Here is a 16,596-nt window from a genome sequence, read left to right on the forward strand (position 1 = left end):
GACTAGGCCGAGACGGCCCGGCCGGGGCCGGGCACGGGCGGGGTGAGGCTGATGGCGGTGGCGCGGGGCGACGGATATGCCGGGTTCCCGGTGGCGCGGGGCGGCGGGCGGATCGGCCTCGCCGCACTGCCGCGCCTGCTGGACCGGCCGCTGACCTCCTACTACCTCATCCTGGGCTGCACCGCGCTGCTGGTGGCGCTCGGACTGCTGATGGTGCTGTCGGCGTCCATGATCGAGCAGCTGCGCGACACCGGCTCGCCGTACTCCCTCGTCACCACCCAGGCCATGGCGGCCTGCATCGGGCTGCCGCTGATGCTCGTCGCCGCGCAGCTGCCGCCGCGGGCCTTCCGGCCGCTGGCCGGGCCCGCGCTGCTGGTCGCCATCCTCGCGCTGATCGCGGTGCTGTTCATCGGCGAGAGCTACAACACCGGCGCCACCCAGTGGCTGGAGATCGGCGGCATGACCGTGCAGCCGTCGGAGCCGGCCAAGTTCGCCTTCGCGCTGTGGGGCGCCAACCTGCTGGCCCGCAAGGAGGAGCTGCGGCAGCTCACCGAGTGGCGGCACCTGCTCATCCCGCTGCTGCCCGGGGCGGGCGCGGTGGTGATGCTGGTCATCCTCGGCGGCGACCTCGGCACCGCCTGCATCCTGCTGGTCATCTTCCTGGCGCTGCTGTGGGTGGTCGGCGCCCCCGCCAAGCTGTTCGTCGGCATGCTCGGCCTGGTCGGGCTGCTCGTCGGCCTGATGGTGGTGGCCGCCCCCTACCGGATGAGCCGCTTCACCTCCTTCCTCAACCCCGAAGCCGACCCCACCGGCACCGGCTACCAGGCCGTGCGCGGCCTGTACGCGCTGGGCTCCGGCGGCCTGCTCGGCGTCGGCATCGGCGGCAGCAGGGAGAAGTGGGGCGTCTTCCCGCACACCGAGAGCGACTTCATCTTCGCCATCATCGGCGAGGAGTTCGGCCTGCTCGGCACCCTGCTCGTCATCGGCCTGATCGGGCTGATGGGCTACGCGGGGCTGCGGGTGGCCACCCGCGCCACCGACCTGTTCACCCGGCTGGCCGCCACCGCGATCACGGCCTGGATCGTGTTCCAGGCGCTGGTCAACATCGGCGCCGTCATCAACCTGCTCCCGATCACCGGCGTCCCGCTGCCGCTCGTCTCCTACGGCGGGTCCTCGCTGGTCTCCACCATGGTGGCCGTCGGCATGCTGCTCGCCTTCGCCAAGCGCGAACCCGGTGCCCGGCAGGCATTGGCGGCTCGCGGCCCCGGACCCGCCCGGCGGGCTCTAAGCTGGCTTGGCCTGGAAGTCCGGGGAGACCGACTGGTGGTACGTCGCGAGGCCCCGGACCGGCGGCGGACGCCCGCCCCGCGCGGGCGCGCCACCCAGACTCCGAGGAGGGAACGTCGACGATGATGGTTGTCCTGGCCGGGGGCGGCACCGCCGGTCACATCGAGCCCGCGCTCGCCCTCGCCGACGCGCTGCGGCGGGCCGAGCCGCAGATCGGCATCACCTGCCTGGGTACCGAGCGCGGCCTTGAGACACGGCTGGTCCCGCTGCGCGGCTACGACCTCGCGATGGTGCCGGCCGTGCCGCTGCCGCGTGCGCTGACGCCCAAGCTGCTCACCGTGCCGGGCCGGCTGGCCGGCGCCATCAGCGCCGCCGCCGGGATCCTCGACCGCGTCAGGGCCGACGTCCTGGTGGGCTTCGGCGGCTACGTCGCCACCCCCGGCTACGGCGGGGCGTGGCGGCGCGGCGTGCCGATCGTGGTGCACGAGGCCAACCCCAAGGCGGGGCTGGCCAACCGGCTCGGCGCCCGGCTCACCGACCACGTCTTCACCGGCCACCCCGACGCCCAGCTGTCGGGCGGCCGCTACATCGGCATCCCCATCCGCGAGCAGATCTCGCAGCTGGACCGGCTGGCGCTCGGCGACAAGAGCCGCGCCCACTTCGGGCTCCGCGACGACCTGCCCACCCTGCTCGTCTTCGGCGGCTCGCAGGGCGCCCGCTCCATCAACCAGGCCGTCACCGACGCCCGCCCGCTGTTCCGGCAGGCGGGCGTGCAGGTGCTGCACGTGGTCGGCCCGAAGAACGCCGCCGAGCCCGAGGACCACACCGCCGACGGCGTGCCGTTCATCACCGTGCCCTACGTCGACCGCATGGACCTCGCCTACGCCGCCGCCGACATGGCGCTGTGCCGCGCGGGCGCGCTGACCTGCGCCGAGCTGGCGGCGGTGGGCCTGCCCGCCGTCTACGTGCCGCTGCCGCACGGCAACGGCGAGCAGCGCCTCAACGCCGAGCCGATCGTGTCGGCCGGCGGCGGCCTGCTGGTGGACGACTCCCAGCTGACCGCGGAGTGGATCCGCGACAACGTGCTCGGCGTGCTCACCGACACCGACCGGGTGGTCGGCATGTCCGAGGCCGCCTCCAGCACCGGCCGCCGCAACGCCGACGACGAACTCGCGCACATCGTGCTGAACGTCATCCGCGAGAAGAGGTCGGAGGGCCGGTGACCACCGCCACCCCATTCCCCGGTCGATCCCGCACCCGATCCCCGAGCCCATCCCCCTCCCGCCCAGGGGGGCGACCCCACATCCAGTCTCCCGCGGATCGGTGCGCCGGGGCGAGGGCCGGCGGCGGGCTGTGGACAAGCCCCGCCGTGCGGGCGGGCTTGTGGACGAACGGGTTGACGAACGGAGGGGGACGGCGATGAGCCTGGTCGAACCGGTCGAGCCGGTGCCCGTCGAGGAGCTAGGCCGGGTCCACTTCATCGGGATCGGCGGCGCGGGCATGTCGGGCATCGCCCGGGTGCTGCTGCAGCGCGGGGTCGCGGTGTCCGGCAGCGACGCGCGCGACTCCTCCGTCCTCACCGAGCTGCGCGCGGCCGGCGCGCGGGTGCACGCCGGGCACGCCGCCGAGCAGCTGGGCGAGGCCGACACCGTGGTGGTCTCCTCGGCGGTGCGCCCGGGCAACCCCGAACTGGCCGCGGCCCGCGAGCGCGGGCTGCGGGTGCTGCCCCGCGCCGCCGCGCTGGGCGCGCTGCTGCTGGGCCGGCGCGGCATCGCGGTGGCCGGCACCCACGGCAAGACCACCACCACCTCGATGCTCGCCACCGTGCTGCGCCACTGCGGCGCCGAGCCCGGCTACGTCATCGGCGGCAAGCTGGTCGGCGGACCCGGCGCGCCCGCCTCCGGCCTGGCCGCGGCCGCCGACGCCGGCAGCGGCGAGCTGATCGTGGTGGAGGCCGACGAGAGCGACGGCTCCTTCCTGATGCTCCGCCCCGAGATCGCCGTCGTCACCAATGTCGAGGCCGACCACCTCGACAACTACTCCGGCATCGAGCAGATCCACGAGGGCTTCGACCGCTTCACCGCGCTCACCGGCGAGCTGGTGGTGGCCGGCGTCGACGACCCCGGCGCCCAGCTGGTGGCCAAGGCCGCCGCCGAGCACGGCCGCCAGGTGCGCGGCTACGGCGAGAACCCAGGCGCCGACTACCGCATCGGCGCCATCGCCCCGGCCGGCTTCGGCTCCCGCTTCACCCTCGCCGGCCCCGCCGGGGAGCACCCCTACACGGTGCACGCGCCCGGCCGGCACAACGTCGCCAACGCCGCCGCCGCCATCGCCGTCGCCCTCGAACTCGGCTTCGCCCCCGGCGCCGCCGCCGCCGGGCTGGCCGCCTACCGCGGCACCGCCCGCCGCTTCGAGCCCAAGGGCGAGGCGCGCGGCGTGCGCGTCTACGACAGCTACGCCCACCACCCCACCGAACTCGCCGCCGACCTGCGCGCCGCCCGCGCCGCCCTGGACTCCGAGCCGCCGCGCGGCGAGGGCGCCGCGCCCGGCCGGGTGATCGCGCTGTTCCAGCCGCACCTCTACAGCCGCACCCGGATCTTCGCGGCCGAGTTCGGCCAGGCGCTCGGCCTCGCCGACGAGGTCGTGGTCATGTCGATCTACGCCGCCCGCGAGGATCCCGAACCCGGCGTCGGCTCCGAGCTGGTCACCTCCGCCGTCCCGCACGGCCGCGTCCACCTCCAGCCCGAGCGCGAGCGGATCCCCGCGCAGATCGCGGCGCTGGCCCGCCCCGGCGACATCGTCCTCACCATGGGCGCGGGCGACGTCACCGAGCTGGGCCCGCGCATCGTCGACGCCCTGGGATCCTGATGGCCGACACGCAGGCCGCGGCCCCGGCGCAGACCCCCCGGCGGGCGGACCCGTGGAAGGTCGCCTTCGTCGTCCTCCTCATCGTCGGCCTGCTCACGGTGGTCACCTGGCTGCTGCTGGGCTCCCGGCTGCTGGTGGTGCGCGAGGTGCAGGTCGAGGGCCTGAACCGGCTCGGCACCGAGGAGGTCGTGGTCGCCGCCGACGTCCCGCCGGGAACTCCGCTGGTCCGGGTCGACCTCGACGCGGTCGCCGAGCGGGTCGAGGAGCTGCGGCTGGTCGAGGAGGCCACCGTCTCGCGCAACTGGCCGGCCGCGGTCGGCATCGCGGTGATGGAGCGCACCCCGGTGCTCGCCGTGCCCGCCGACGGGCAATTCATGCTGATCGACCGCTTCGGCGTGACGGTGGAGACGGTGCCCGAGCGGCCCGCCGCCCTCCCCGAACTCGCGCTGGAGGGGGAGCCCGAGGGCCATCCGGCCGTGGCGGCGGCCGCCGCCATCGTCCGCGAACTGCCCGCGGAGGTGTCCGGACTGGTGGAGCGGATCGAGGCGGCCGACGGCGACACCGTGGTGCTGCGGCTGCGCGACGGCGCGGAGGTGGTCTGGGGCGACGCGCGCGGCGGGGCGGAGAAGGCGCGGGTGCTGATGATCCTGCTGGCGGAGCACCCACCCGCCGCGGGCCTCAGCTACGACGTGAGCGCCCCTGACGTGGCGGTCGTCGGCGGTCTCGACGGCGCCGCCACCGCGGGGCCGGCCGCCTGACCGCCCAGGTCGGTCCGGCGACACGCCGGACCGATTCGAGGCCGGTTAGTTGCTCGCGGGTAGCGGCCAAGCCTACTGTCTAGAAAACCAATGGCGGTGCTGTCAGCAGGAAATCAACCTCCGGGTCGCCGCCGAGCAGCATCCGCGCCCGCACCCGGAGGTGGTCCGAAGCCGATGAGTCACACTAGCTGTCAGCGCGGCATCGGCACGACCGATACCGGGTAGCCGGTCGAGGCGGACCCGCCGGCCGGGTCGGCCGGATCCGATGGACGAACCGAACGAGTGAAGAGGAAAGGCCCCTCGTCGTGGCAGCACCGCAGAACTACCTCGCGGTCATCAAAGTCGTCGGCATCGGCGGCGGTGGCGTCAACGCCGTCAACCGAATGATCGAGGAGGGCCTCAAGGGCGTCGAGTTCATCGCCATCAACACGGACGCCCAGGCGCTCCTGATGAGCGACGCCGACGTCAAGCTCGACGTGGGCCGGGAACTCACCCGCGGCCTGGGCGCCGGTGCCAATCCCGACGTGGGCCGCAAGGCCGCCGAGGACCACCGCGAGGAGATCGAGGAGGTGCTCAAGGGCGCCGACATGGTCTTCGTCACCGCCGGTGAGGGCGGCGGCACCGGTACCGGCGGCGCCCCCGTGGTGGCCAGCATCGCCCGCTCGCTCGGCGCGCTCACCATCGGCGTCGTCACCCGCCCGTTCAGCTTCGAGGGCAAACGCCGCGCCACCCAGGCCGAAGTCGGCATCGAGATGCTGCGCGACGAGGTCGACACCCTCATTGTCATCCCCAACGACCGCCTGCTGTCCATCTCCGACCGCCAGGTCAGCGTGCTCGACGCCTTCAAGGCGGCCGACCAGGTGCTGCTCTCCGGTGTCCAGGGCATCACCGACCTGATCACCACCCCGGGCCTGATCAACCTCGACTTCGCCGACGTCAAGTCCGTCATGTCCGGCGCAGGGTCGGCGCTGATGGGCATCGGCTCCGCGCGCGGCGACGACCGCGCGGTCGCGGCGGCCGAGATGGCGATCTCCTCGCCGCTGCTGGAGGCGAGCATCGACGGCGCCCACGGTGTGCTGCTGTCCATCCAGGGCGGCTCCGACCTCGGCCTGTTCGAGATCAACGAGGCGGCCCAGTTGGTGGCCAACTCCGCCGCGCCCGACGCCAACATCATCTTCGGCGCCGTCATCGACGACGCCCTCGGCGACGAGGTGCGCGTCACCGTGATCGCGGCCGGCTTCGACGAGGCGCGGTCCACCGTGCTGCCGCCTGAACCGCCGTCGCACCGCGCGGCCGAGCCGCCGCACCGCGCGCCCGAGCCGGTCCGCGAGCGCCCGGCTCCCGCGCCGATCCACGCGGCGCCCGTCCACCACCAGCCCGTCCACCACCACCAGCCGGTGCAGCCGCCGCCTCCGCCGGTGCGGCCGCAGCCGCCGGTCAGCGCCGCGCCGCCGCCGGCGCCCGAGCCCGAACCGGAGCCCGAGCCGGTCGTGCACGAGCGGGCCGAGTACATCGAGCCGGAGCCCGAGCCGGAGCCGCCCGCCGAGCCCGAGACCACCGTCACCCGGCTGGACCCCGCGCCCGAGCACCGGCCCGCCGACGACGATGACGACGATTCGTCCGGCCGCGACGCCGCGGTGCGGCCGCTGCACCCGCGCGGCGGCGAGCACCACCGCGGCGCCTTCAGCCGCACCGCCGACATGCCGCGGCGCCCTGTCGTGTTCGACGAGGACGACGATCTGGACGTACCGGACTTTCTGAAAGACTAGAGCGGTGACGCGCATCTTCGAGCTCGGCGGCGGTGTGAGAGCGGCGTTCCCCGGTCGTTTCGACGGCGGGGTGAGCGCCGCTCCCTATGACCGCCTCAACCTCGGCGAACTGGTCGGCGACGATCCCGCGGCGGTGACCGCCAACCGGCGCGAGGCCGCCCGCGCCCTGGGCCTGGACCCGGGCAGGGTGGTGTGGATGCGCCAGGTGCACGGCGCCGAGGTGGCCGACGCGGCGGCCGCGCTGCCCATCGACGAACACGCCTCGGGCCTGGACGCCGGCCAGGCCGACGCCGTGGTCGGCGCCGGTCCCGGCCTCGCGCTGGCCGTCAAGGTCGCCGACTGCGTGCCGGTGCTACTGGCCCACCCGGCCGCCGGGGTCATCGGCGCCGTCCACTCCGGCCGCAAGGGCACCGAGTCCGACGTGGTCGGCGCGGCGGTCGCCCGGATGGCCGCCCTGGGCGCCGACCCGGCCGGCTGCGCCGCCCTGATCGGCCCCGCCGTCTGCGGCAAGTGCTACGAGGTCCCGGCCGAGCTGCGCGAGCAGGTCGGCGCCGCCGTGCCCGCCGCCCCGTGCACCACCCGGCAGGGCACCCCCGGCCTGGACCTGCGCGCGGGCGTGCGCGCCCAGCTGCACCGCGCGGGCGTCGGCACGATCACCGAGGACGACCGCTGCACGGTGGAGAGCCCCGAGCTGTTCTCCCACCGCAGGGACGGCCGCACCGGCCGCTTCGCGGGCTTCGTCTGGCGGCCGGCCGGGAACGGACGATGACCCGTGAGCAGGAGCTGCGGGAGAGGCTGACCGCGCTGCGCGAGCGGATCGACGCGGCGGCCCGGGCCGCCGGGCGCGACCCCGCCGGCGTCCACCTGATCGCGGTGACCAAGAACCACCCCGCCTCCGACGTGCGGCTGCTGTCGCGGCTCGGGCTCGCCGACGTCGGCGAGAACCGCGACCAGGAGGCGGCGGCCAAGGCGCGCGAGTGCGCGGACCTGCCGCTGCGCTGGCACTTCGTCGGCCAGCTCCAGTCCAACAAGGCCCGCTCCGTCGCCCGCTACGCCCATATGGTGCACTCCGTCGACCGGCCCCGGATCGCGCGGGCGCTGGCCGCGGCCGCCGCGGCGCAGGACCGCGTCCTCGACTGCCTGGTGCAGGTGAACCTCGAACCCGCGCAGGAGGGGGAGCTGGGGCCGCGCGGCGGCGCCGACCCGGACGCGGTGCCGGATCTGGCCAAAATGATCGCGGCCGAGTCCTCGCTGCGGCTGGCCGGGCTGATGGCCGTCGCGCCGCGCGGCGGCGCGCCCGACCCCGCCTTCGCCCGGCTGCGGGCGCTGGCGGCCGAGGTCACGGCCGTGTATCCGGACGCCGGAGTGATCTCCGCGGGCATGAGCGCGGACCTCGAAAGCGCCGTGCGGAACGGCGCGACACACCTGCGGATCGGTACGGCGTTGCTCGGCGCCCGGCGACCGATGGTCAGGTAATGTCCCTCATGGACGTTTGACGTCCACCTGTCACCTCGGTGGCCGCGCCGTGGGGACCACTGGTACGACGGAGGGCTTACGGATGGCCGGCGCAATGCGCAAGATGGCGGTCTATCTCGGCCTCGTGGAGGATGACCGCTACGACGACCGTTACGACCACCGCTACGCGCCCGAATATGATGACTTCGACGACTTCGACGACGGTGTCGAGGACAACGGCGACGGGCGCCGCGATCTGGCGGCCGATGGCGCCGTCGCCACGGTCCGTGAGGACGATCCGCGTGCCGACCACGGCTACGCACCGTCCGCGCCAGAGCGACGGAACGTGACCACCACCCTCCCGGCGACAGCGGATCTCGCGCGTATCACTACGCTGCATCCACGCACGTACAACGAAGCCCGTACCATCGGAGAGCACTTCAGGGAGGGCACGCCGGTGATCATGAACCTGACCGAGATGGTCGACAGCGACGCCAAGCGTCTCGTCGACTTCGCGGCCGGGCTGATCTTCGGGCTGCACGGCAGCATCGAGCGCGTGACCAACAAGGTGTTCCTGTTGTCCCCTGCCAACGTCGAGGTGACCGCTGAGGACAAAGCACGAATCGCCGAACGAGGTTTCTTCAATCAGAGCTAGATGGTTCAGTACCCATGCGCGAAAGACCGGGTGAGGCACGCTCGTGAACATCGTTCAGGACGTGCTGGTCGCCGTTCTCAACATCTACCTGCTCCTCCTCATCGGTCGGGTGATCTTTGAGCTGCTGCAGGTGTTCTCGCGATCCTGGAAGCCGCGGGGCGTCGTACTGGTGCTCGCCGAGACGGTGTTCACACTCACCGATCCGCCCCTCAAGTTCCTGCGGCGCTTCATCCCGCCGCTGCGACTGGGAGGCGTCGCACTGGATCTCAGCTTCACGGTGCTGTTCATCATCATCCTGATCCTGATCCAGATCGTGCGGCTGCTCTGATCGGGTACCGTCCCTACGGACAGACTCCAAGCGCGCCAAGGAGACCAACATGTCGCTTACCCCCGCGGATGTGCGGAATAAGCAGTTCAGTACGACCCGGCTCAGGCCGGGGTACGACGAGGAGGAGGTCGACGCCTTCCTCGACGAGGTCGAGGCCGAGCTCGACCGCCTGATCCAGGAGAACGAGGAGCTGCGCGCCAAGCTGGCCGAGTCGCTGCGCGGCAAGCCGCTGGGCATGGCCTCCGCTCCGGTGATGGACCCCGTCCGGCAGGAACTGCCTCCCGAGCCCCCCAAGCCCGAGCCGCAGCCGGAGCCGCGCCCCGAGCCGCCGCTCCCGATGGCCATGGGCATGCCGCAGGGCGGCGAGGACAACATGGACACCGCGGCGCGGGTGCTGGCGCTGGCGCAGCAGACCGCCGACCAGGCCATCGCCGACGCGCGGCGCGAGGCCGACGAGACGCTGGGCCGCGCCCGGCACGAGGCCGACAGCATCCTCGGCAAGGCGCGCCGCCAGGCCGAGCAGATCGTCGGCGAGGCCCGCGCCCGCGCCGAGAACCTCGACCGCGACGCGCAGGAGCGCCACCACCAGGTGATGGGCTCGCTGGTGCAGCAGCGTGAGGAGCTCGAGGACAAGGTCGAGGAGCTGCGCGGCTTCGAGCGCGAGTACCGCAGCCGCCTGCGCGCCTACCTTGAGGGCCTGCTGGGCGAACTCGACGCCGGCACCGGCGACACCGGGTCGTTCCCGACCGCGGGCACCGGCCCGTCCCCGTCCTCGCTCCAGCACGGCGAACCGCGCAACGGCGCGCCGACCGGAGCCCAGAGCCCGTTTCCGCAGCCTGAACCGGCTCCGCACGGCGGATTCCGCCCGGAACCGCCGCACGACCGCCGCTGATACCGCTACGGTTGGGCGAACGGGCGGGTCACCGCCGGTCGCTCCAGCCCCGTTCGGCGGCTGACGGCCGGGTACGGCCGCCCAGCGCCAGGACAACCCAGGCCCCGTGAGTCGGGGTGAGCCGGATTCGAGGACTTCCGTGATCATCGCGAGCGCCGTCCTCGCCGTGGTGGCCATCGCCGCTCTCGCCGTGGGCTTCGCGCTCGCGCAGGTGGCGGTCGTCTACACGGCACTGGGGATCGCACTGCTGTCGTCGGTCCTGCTCGCGGTCGGGGTCGTCCTCCGGCGCAAGGAGTTGTTCGGCACGCACTCGGCGCACGGCGACGTGGCGCACGCACAGGAACGTACGGACGGTCCGGGGAAGGCGTCCGAACGTACCGAGCGGGCCGCCGCGCCGGCCGAGAGCCGGAGCGGAGCCGAGCCTTGGCAGCCGGTGCCCGGCGCGCGGCCGGCCGCCCCGCCCTTCGGTGGGGCGGCGGCCGCCGGGGCGCGGCCGGCCGCCTTCGAGCAGCGGCCCACGCAGCGCACCGAGCAGGCCGAGCGGCCCAGGCCCGCCTGGCCGGGCCCGGCCGCCGCCCCCGAGCGCCCCGCGCCGGAACCGGCGCCCAGGCCCGGTCGCCCGGTGCCCGCGCCGAGCCCCGCACCGGCGGGGCCGATCACCTACGACATTCCCGGGTCCGCCGACGACCGCACCGAGCGGGTGCGGCCGGACCGGCCCGAGGAACCGCGCACCGAGCCGGTGCCGGTGCCCGGCGGCGCGGCGCACGACGACCGGCCGCAGGACGAGCCCCGCTGGGCCGAGCCGAGCGACGGCGAGGAGACCCGGCGCGTTCCGGCGCCGACCGCCCGGCCGTCCGGGCCGGAGCCCGCGGACGACCGCGCCGAGCCCGAGCCGGCCCAGCAGCCGGCACCCGAGCCGCAACGGCCCGAATCCGACGAAGCGGCCGCCATCGGCGCCTTCGCCTGGAGCCGCGACCCCGCCGACACCGACGCGGACTCCGCCGCCTCCGAGGCGGAGCGGTCCGAGCCGGAGGACGACGAGCCCGCCGCGTCCGCCACCGGTGCGCGTCCGGAGCAGGCCGAGGCCGCGGCCGAGGCGGCGGCGCCCGAGCCGGAACCGGCCGAGGCCGAGCGCGCGGAGCCCGACGTCGCGCCGACCGACGACGCCGCGGCCGAGCCCGGGTCCGACGACAGCCGCGACACCGACACCTACGTCCGGCCCGCCGCCGACGCGGAGCCGGCCGACGAAGCACACCAGGAACCCGGAGCGGAGCCGGACGCCGCTGACACCGCCGAGGACGCCGGCGTGCCCACGTCCGGCTCCGGCGACGGCGCGGGCACCGGCACCGGATCCACTGCCGGCGACGAAGCAGGCGAGGCGCAGGACGCCGCCCGCCAGGCCGACGGCTCCGCCCCGTCCGCCGCCGATGCGGACGAGGACGGCCCGCGCTGGTTCATCCCGGCCGACGAGGATCCCGACGACACCCCCGGGTCCCGCCCCGCCGACCGCTGAACTCTGCTGCGGCACATCGCCGGCCCTGCCGGACCGGCGGCCGCCGGTCCGGCACCGGCCGATGCACGGCGTCCACGACATGGCCGAGGGCGCGCCCGGCCTCCGGCGGCGACGCGGCCGTGCCGGGACGGCCCCGCCGTGCGGGCGGGGCCGTCCCGGCAGCCCGCTCAGCCCCGGCGGGCCAGCCGGAAGCTGAGGCCGAGGTCGGGGTCGCCGTGCTCGGTGGCGTCGGAGCCGCCCGGGCCCTCGGCGAAGGTCCCGGCCAGGACCTCGGCGGCGATGTCGGGGCCGAAGTCGGTGAGGGCGCGGCGCAGCTCCTTGTCGGCGGCGGACCACCACACGTCGACGCGGTCGGAGATGTCCAGGCCGCTGGACTTGCGGGCGTCCTGCACCAGCCGGACCACCTCGCGGGCCAGGCCCGCCCGGACCAGTTCCGGGCTCAGCTCCAGGTCGAGCGCGAGGGTCTCGCCCGCCCCGGCCGCGACGGCCCAGCCCTCGCGGGGCTGCTCGGTCACGACCAGCTCGCCCGGCTCCAGCCGCACCTCGCCCAGCTCGGCCGCGGTGAGGGAGACCGAGCCGTCGGCGCGCAGCCGGTGCACCAGCCCGGCCGGGTCGGCCGCGCCGACGGCGGCCGCGACCTTCGGGGTCTGCTTGCCGAAGCGGCGGCCCAGCTCGCGGAAGTTGGGCTTGACCGTGTAGTCGACCAGCTCGCCGCCGACGGCGCCCAGCGGGTGCAGCTCGGCCACGTTCAGCTCGTCGGCGATGACCTCGCGCAGCTCGGGGCTGAGCGCGTCGAAGCCCGCCGCGCCCACCACGGCCCGGCCCAGCGGCTGGCGGGTGCGCACACCGGAGGTGGCGCGGGCGGTGCGGCCCAGCTCCACCAGCCGCCTGGCCAGCGCCATCCGCTCGCTCAGCTGCGGGTCCAGCAGCTCGGTGCGCACCTGCGGCCAGGAGGCGAGGTGCACCGACTCGGGGGCGTCCGGGGTGCGCAGCACGTCCCACAGGTAGTCGGTCAGGAAGGGCACGATCGGCGCCATCAGCCGGGTCAGCACCTCAAGGCACTCGTACAGGGTGGCGAAGGCGGCCGCGCCCTCGGGGGTGGCCGCCCCGCCCCAGAAGCGGCGGCGCGAGCGGCGCACGTACCAGTTGGACAGGTCGTCGACGAACTCGGTGAGCCGCCGGCCGGCCCGCGCGGTGTCGAAGTCCTCCAGGGCGGCGTCGACCTCGCCCACGGTGCGGTTCAGCTCGGCCAGCACCCACCGGTCCAGCAGCGGGCGCTGCGCGTACGGCGGCGCCTCGGCCGCCCGCGAGGGGTCCCAGCCCTCGCCGGCCCGCGCGTACAGCACGAAGAAGGACGCGGTGTTCCAGTAGGTGAGCAGCACCTTGCGCACGATCTCTTCCAGCGCGGCGTGCCCGACCCGGCGCGGCGCCCACGGCGAGCCGGAGGCGGCCATGAACCAGCGCAGCGCGTCGGCGCCGTGCCGCTCCATCACCGGGATCGGCTCCAGGATGTTGCCGAGGTGCTTGCTCATCTTGCGGCCGTCCTCGGCCAGGATGTGGCCGAGGCAGACGACGTTCTCGTAGGAGGAGCGGTCGAAGACCAGGGTGCCGACCGCCATCAGCGAGTAGAACCAGCCGCGGGTCTGGTCGATCGCCTCGCAGATGTACTGCGCCGGGTAGGAGCGCTCGAAGCGCTCCTGGTTCCGGTACGGCGCCCCCCACTGCGCGAAGGGCATCGAGCCGGAGTCGAACCAGGCGTCGATCACCTCGGGCACCCGGCGCGCGGTGAGGCCGCACTCCGGGCACGGCAGGGTGACGTCGTCGACGTAGGGGCGGTGCGGGTCGAGCGCGGACAGCTCGCGCCCGGCCAGCTCGCCCAGCTCGGCCAGCGAGCCCACGCAGGTGATGTGGGAGTCCGGGCACTCCCACAGCGGCAGCGGAGTGCCCCAGTAGCGGCTGCGCGACAGCGCCCAGTCGATGTTGTTGCGCAGCCACTCGCCGTAGCGGCCGTTCTTGATGGTGGCCGGGTACCAGTTGGTGCGCTCGTTCTCGGCGAGCAGCCGGTCCTTGATCCGGGTGGTGCGGATGTACCAGGACGGCAGCGCGTAGTACAGCAGCGCGGTGTGGCAGCGCCAGCAGTGCGGATAGCTGTGCTCGTAGTCCTGGTGGCGGAAGAGCAGGCCGCGTTCGCGCAGGTCGGCGACGAGGGTGGCGTCGGCGGTCTTGAAGAACACCCCGCCCACCAGGTCCAGGTCCTGCTCGAAGGTGCCGTCGGCGCGCACCGGGTTCACCACCGGCAGGCCGTAGGCGCGGCAGGTGCGCATGTCGTCCTCGCCGAAGGCGGGGGACTGGTGCACCAGGCCGGTGCCGTCCTCGACGGTGACGTAGTCGGCCAGCACCACGAAGTGCGCGGGCTCGGCGAACTCCACCAGCTCGAAGGGGCGCCGGTAGGTCCAGCGCTCCATCTGCGCGCCGGTGAAGCGCTCGCCGGTGGCCGTCCAGCCCTCGCCGAGGGCGGCGCCCAGCAGCGGCTCGGCCACCACCACCCGCTCGGCGCCGTCGGTGGCCACCACGTACTCGACCTCGGGGTGCACCGCCACGGCCGTGTTGGACACCAGGGTCCACGGGGTGGTGGTCCACACCAGCAGCGAGGCGGCGTCCGCACCGCCCGACAGCGGCCCCGAGGTGAGCGGCAGGCGCACGTAGACCGAGGGGTCGGTCACCGTCTCGTAGCCCTGCGCCAGCTCGTGGTCGGACAGGGTGGTGCCGCAGCGCGGACAGTACGGGCTGATCCGGAAGTCGCGAACCAGCAGCCCCTTGCCGTGGATCGCCTTCAGCGCCCACCACACCGACTCCACGTAGGAGGCGTCCATCGTGCGGTACGCCTGGGAGAGGTCGACCCAGTAGCCCATCCGCTCGGTCAGCTCGGTGAACGCGTCCACATTGCGCAGCACCGACTCGCGGCAGCGGTCGTTGAACTCGGCGATGCCGAACTCCTCGATGTCCTTCTTGCCGGAGAGCCCGAGCTCCTTCTCCACGGCGACCTCGACGGGCAGGCCGTGGCAGTCCCAGCCGGCCTTCCGCTCGACGTGGTAGCCCTTCATCGTCTTGAAGCGCGGGAACACGTCCTTGAAGACGCGCGCCTCGACGTGGTGCACCCCGGGCTGACCGTTGGCGGTGGGCGGGCCCTCGTAGAAGACCCAGGACGGACCGCCCTCGGTCTGCTTCAGCGACTGCTCGAACACTCCGGAGCTGCTCCAGCGGCGCAGCACCTCGCGCTCCAGGGCGGGCAGGTCGACCTGCGCGGGCAGTGCCCGGAACGGCGGATCGGTGTGGCGTGTGGGCGACACGGGTGGCGGACCTCCCCATCAGGTCCGGACGCGGTCGCGTCCGGCGGCGAACACCTGACGGAGGGACGAGACGGCGACGCGCGCCCTCCCGCGGTACCACCCTCCTTGGCCGCCCGCTTCCGGTGCGGCCCGCTTCGTTGCCTGCGGCGGCCGGGTCTACTGGGCGGGCGCCGACGGGGGTCCGCTGTTCTTCCGGCGGCTCCGGGGTGATCTTCGCGACGGGCCTCGCCCCGGGCTCGCACCGTCCCCGGGTCGCTCAGGCGGGCGGCCGCCGCTACTCGTCCCCATCATCGCCGTGCCGACACACCGACGATAACCCATGGCGGCGGCCCTGTGCTCCCGCTTTACCCGCCCCGGGGCGGCCGCGCGCCCGCAGCACCGCAGACGCGATCGCGCGGCTCCTATGGCGAGGCTCACACCGCCGCTGTTTGCCGCCGCCTGCCGCGCCGCCTATGCTGCCCAGACTGTCTTTGGGGGAGTGCGCGGCGGCCCGAGGGCCGGCCGCGCGGAACACACAGAAACGGGGGGTTACGGCAATGACCCATGCCCAGCCCATCTCGGCGGACGCGGGCCCGCATCCGGCCGCCGAGCTGCCGGTCCGCCCCGGTGAGGAGCCCTGGAGCGAGGCCGAACGCACCGAGGTGCGCGAGCGCCTGCTGGAGGACATCGCCACCTACCGGGCCGAGATCGAGCAGGCGCAGGCCCAGCTCGCCGACCAATTGGCCGACTCCGTGAGCGGCGCCGGCGACGACACCGCCGACACCGGCGCCAAGAACTTCGCCCGCGAGCACAGTCTCGCGGTGACCTACAATACGCGTGACCTGCTCGCGCAGAGCGAGCGGGCGATCGCCCGGATGGACGCCGGCACCTACGGTGCCTGCGAGTCGTGCGGCAAGGCGATCGGCAAGGCACGTCTGCAGGCGTACCCGCGGGCGGTGCTGTGCGTCCAGTGCAAGCAGCGCGAGGAGCGCCGCTGAGCGGCGGCTCCCACGATGGGGTCCCATAGATGACGGAGCAAGCGGCGGATGCCCGGCCGGCCAGGCGGCGGCTGGGCATCCTTTTCGGAGTATGGGCCGTCGCGCTGGCGGCCGACTTCACCACCAAGGAGATCGCGCTCGCGAACTACTCCTGGAACGACCCCGTCGAACTGCTCGGCGGCCTGCTGAACCTCACCCTCACCTTCAACTCCGGCGCCGCCTTCAGCTTCGGCACCGGCTACCCGTGGGTGTTCACCCTGATCGCCATGACGGTCACCGCGGTGGTCGTCTACTACGCGCCCAAGGTCTACAGCACCGGGTGGGCGGTCACCCTCGGCCTGATCCTGGGCGGCGCCACCGGCAACCTGGTCGACCGGCTGTTCCGGGCGCCGGGCTTCTTCCAGGGCCATGTGGTCGACTGGATCCAGGTGAACCTCTTCGACTTCCCCGTCTTCAACATCGCCGACTCGTCCATCTTCTGCGGCGCGGCCCTGGCGCTGGTGCTGACCTTCCGCGGCCACAACCTCAACGGCACCCGGGGCGACCGCCCCGAGGGCGAGGACGAGGACGCGGGCGGGCCCGGCGGCGAGGGCTCCGCCGAGGGCGGCGGGACGGGCGCCTCGGCCCGGACCGACGCCGAGGCGGCGGCCCCCGCGCCGCGCACCGAACCGGTGCCCGGCGACGCCGAGCCCGGGGCCGGCAGCGCCGAGAGCCCCGGTAGCCCGGGGAGCAAGGAGCGGTGAC

14 protein-coding genes are annotated in these 16,596 nt (G+C 74.1%); 13 read left to right on the forward strand and 1 reads right to left on the reverse strand.

Features of this window, described 5'->3' with window-relative positions; genetic code table 11:
• Positions 1-51 precede the first annotated feature (51 nt).
• The 11 genes from ftsW (at position 52) to CLV72_RS13800 (ending at position 11,525) form a co-directional block, all read left to right on the forward strand.
• Positions 52-1,413 (forward strand): putative lipid II flippase FtsW, encoded by a 1,362-nt coding sequence (gene ftsW / locus CLV72_RS13750; protein WP_106245645.1) that lies wholly within the window; start codon positions 52-54, stop codon positions 1,411-1,413.
• Entirely contained in the window at positions 1,410-2,510 is a 1,101-nt protein-coding gene (gene murG / locus CLV72_RS13755; RefSeq protein WP_106245647.1) for an undecaprenyldiphospho-muramoylpentapeptide beta-N-acetylglucosaminyltransferase, read from the forward strand. The genes ftsW and murG overlap by 4 nt, the downstream gene beginning before the upstream one ends.
• 196 nt (positions 2,511-2,706) lie before the next feature.
• Positions 2,707-4,155, forward strand: a complete 1,449-nt coding sequence (gene murC, locus CLV72_RS13760) for a UDP-N-acetylmuramate--L-alanine ligase (protein ID WP_106245649.1) — start codon at positions 2,707-2,709, stop codon at positions 4,153-4,155.
• Positions 4,155-4,913, forward strand: a complete 759-nt coding sequence (locus CLV72_RS13765; RefSeq protein ID WP_106245651.1) for a cell division protein FtsQ/DivIB — start codon at positions 4,155-4,157, stop codon at positions 4,911-4,913. The genes murC and CLV72_RS13765 overlap by 1 nt, the downstream gene beginning before the upstream one ends.
• A gap of 305 nt (positions 4,914-5,218) precedes the next feature.
• On the forward strand, positions 5,219-6,682 hold the full coding sequence (ftsZ, locus tag CLV72_RS13770; RefSeq protein WP_106245654.1) for a cell division protein FtsZ: 1,464 nt from the start codon (positions 5,219-5,221) through the stop codon (positions 6,680-6,682).
• A gap of 4 nt (positions 6,683-6,686) precedes the next feature.
• The gene (gene pgeF / locus CLV72_RS13775; protein WP_106245656.1) at positions 6,687-7,451 is read left to right on the forward strand and encodes a peptidoglycan editing factor PgeF; all 765 of its coding nucleotides are present in this window, start codon (positions 6,687-6,689) and stop codon (positions 7,449-7,451) included.
• Positions 7,448-8,158, forward strand: a complete 711-nt coding sequence (locus CLV72_RS13780; RefSeq protein WP_106245658.1) for a YggS family pyridoxal phosphate-dependent enzyme — start codon at positions 7,448-7,450, stop codon at positions 8,156-8,158. Before pgeF ends, CLV72_RS13780 begins: the two co-directional genes overlap by 4 nt.
• Before the next feature lie 82 nt (positions 8,159-8,240).
• Complete coding sequence (locus CLV72_RS13785) at positions 8,241-8,792, forward strand: cell division protein SepF (protein ID WP_106245660.1); 552 nt, start codon at positions 8,241-8,243, stop codon at positions 8,790-8,792.
• Positions 8,793-8,835: 43 nt separating this feature from the next.
• Entirely contained in the window at positions 8,836-9,120 is a 285-nt protein-coding gene (locus tag CLV72_RS13790; RefSeq protein WP_106245662.1) for a YggT family protein, read from the forward strand.
• Between the two features lie 49 nt (positions 9,121-9,169).
• Positions 9,170-10,012, forward strand: a complete 843-nt coding sequence (locus tag CLV72_RS13795; protein ID WP_106245664.1) for a DivIVA domain-containing protein — start codon at positions 9,170-9,172, stop codon at positions 10,010-10,012.
• Between the two features lie 139 nt (positions 10,013-10,151).
• Positions 10,152-11,525: a hypothetical protein gene (locus CLV72_RS13800; RefSeq protein ID WP_106245666.1), complete on the forward strand. Its 1,374-nt coding sequence runs from the start codon at positions 10,152-10,154 to the stop codon at positions 11,523-11,525.
• Positions 11,526-11,692: 167 nt separating this feature from the next.
• Here CLV72_RS13800 and ileS read toward each other — a convergent pair whose 3' ends face one another.
• Complete coding sequence (gene ileS / locus CLV72_RS13805; protein ID WP_106245669.1) at positions 11,693-14,875, reverse strand: isoleucine--tRNA ligase; 3,183 nt, start codon at positions 14,873-14,875, stop codon at positions 11,693-11,695.
• A 536-nt stretch (positions 14,876-15,411) separates the two neighbouring features.
• Between ileS and CLV72_RS13810 the strand changes: the two genes are divergently transcribed.
• Both CLV72_RS13810 and lspA read left to right on the forward strand, forming a co-directional pair.
• A complete protein-coding gene (locus CLV72_RS13810) occupies positions 15,412-15,852 on the forward strand; it encodes a TraR/DksA family transcriptional regulator (protein ID WP_106245672.1) in 441 nt (146 codons plus the stop codon).
• Between the two features lie 29 nt (positions 15,853-15,881).
• Entirely contained in the window at positions 15,882-16,595 is a 714-nt protein-coding gene (gene lspA / locus CLV72_RS13815) for a signal peptidase II (RefSeq protein WP_106245674.1), read from the forward strand.
• Position 16,596: the final 1 nt, after the last annotated feature.

This window comes from Allonocardiopsis opalescens (assembly GCF_003002095.1).
Classification (GTDB): Bacteria; Actinomycetota; Actinomycetes; order Streptosporangiales; family Streptosporangiaceae; genus Allonocardiopsis; species Allonocardiopsis opalescens.

Coding starts and splice junctions, on each gene's coding strand:
- ftsW (WP_106245645.1), top strand. CDS start 52: ATGGCGGTGGCGCGGGGCGACGGATATGCCGGGTTCCCGGTGGCGCGG.
- murG (WP_106245647.1), top strand. CDS start 1,410: ATGATGGTTGTCCTGGCCGGGGGCGGCACCGCCGGTCACATCGAGCCC.
- murC (WP_106245649.1), top strand. CDS start 2,707: ATGAGCCTGGTCGAACCGGTCGAGCCGGTGCCCGTCGAGGAGCTAGGC.
- CLV72_RS13765 (WP_106245651.1), top strand. CDS start 4,155: ATGGCCGACACGCAGGCCGCGGCCCCGGCGCAGACCCCCCGGCGGGCG.
- CLV72_RS13780 (WP_106245658.1), top strand. CDS start 7,448: ATGACCCGTGAGCAGGAGCTGCGGGAGAGGCTGACCGCGCTGCGCGAG.
- CLV72_RS13785 (WP_106245660.1), top strand. CDS start 8,241: ATGGCCGGCGCAATGCGCAAGATGGCGGTCTATCTCGGCCTCGTGGAG.
- CLV72_RS13795 (WP_106245664.1), top strand. CDS start 9,170: ATGTCGCTTACCCCCGCGGATGTGCGGAATAAGCAGTTCAGTACGACC.
- CLV72_RS13810 (WP_106245672.1), top strand. CDS start 15,412: ATGACCCATGCCCAGCCCATCTCGGCGGACGCGGGCCCGCATCCGGCC.
- lspA (WP_106245674.1), top strand. CDS start 15,882: ATGACGGAGCAAGCGGCGGATGCCCGGCCGGCCAGGCGGCGGCTGGGC.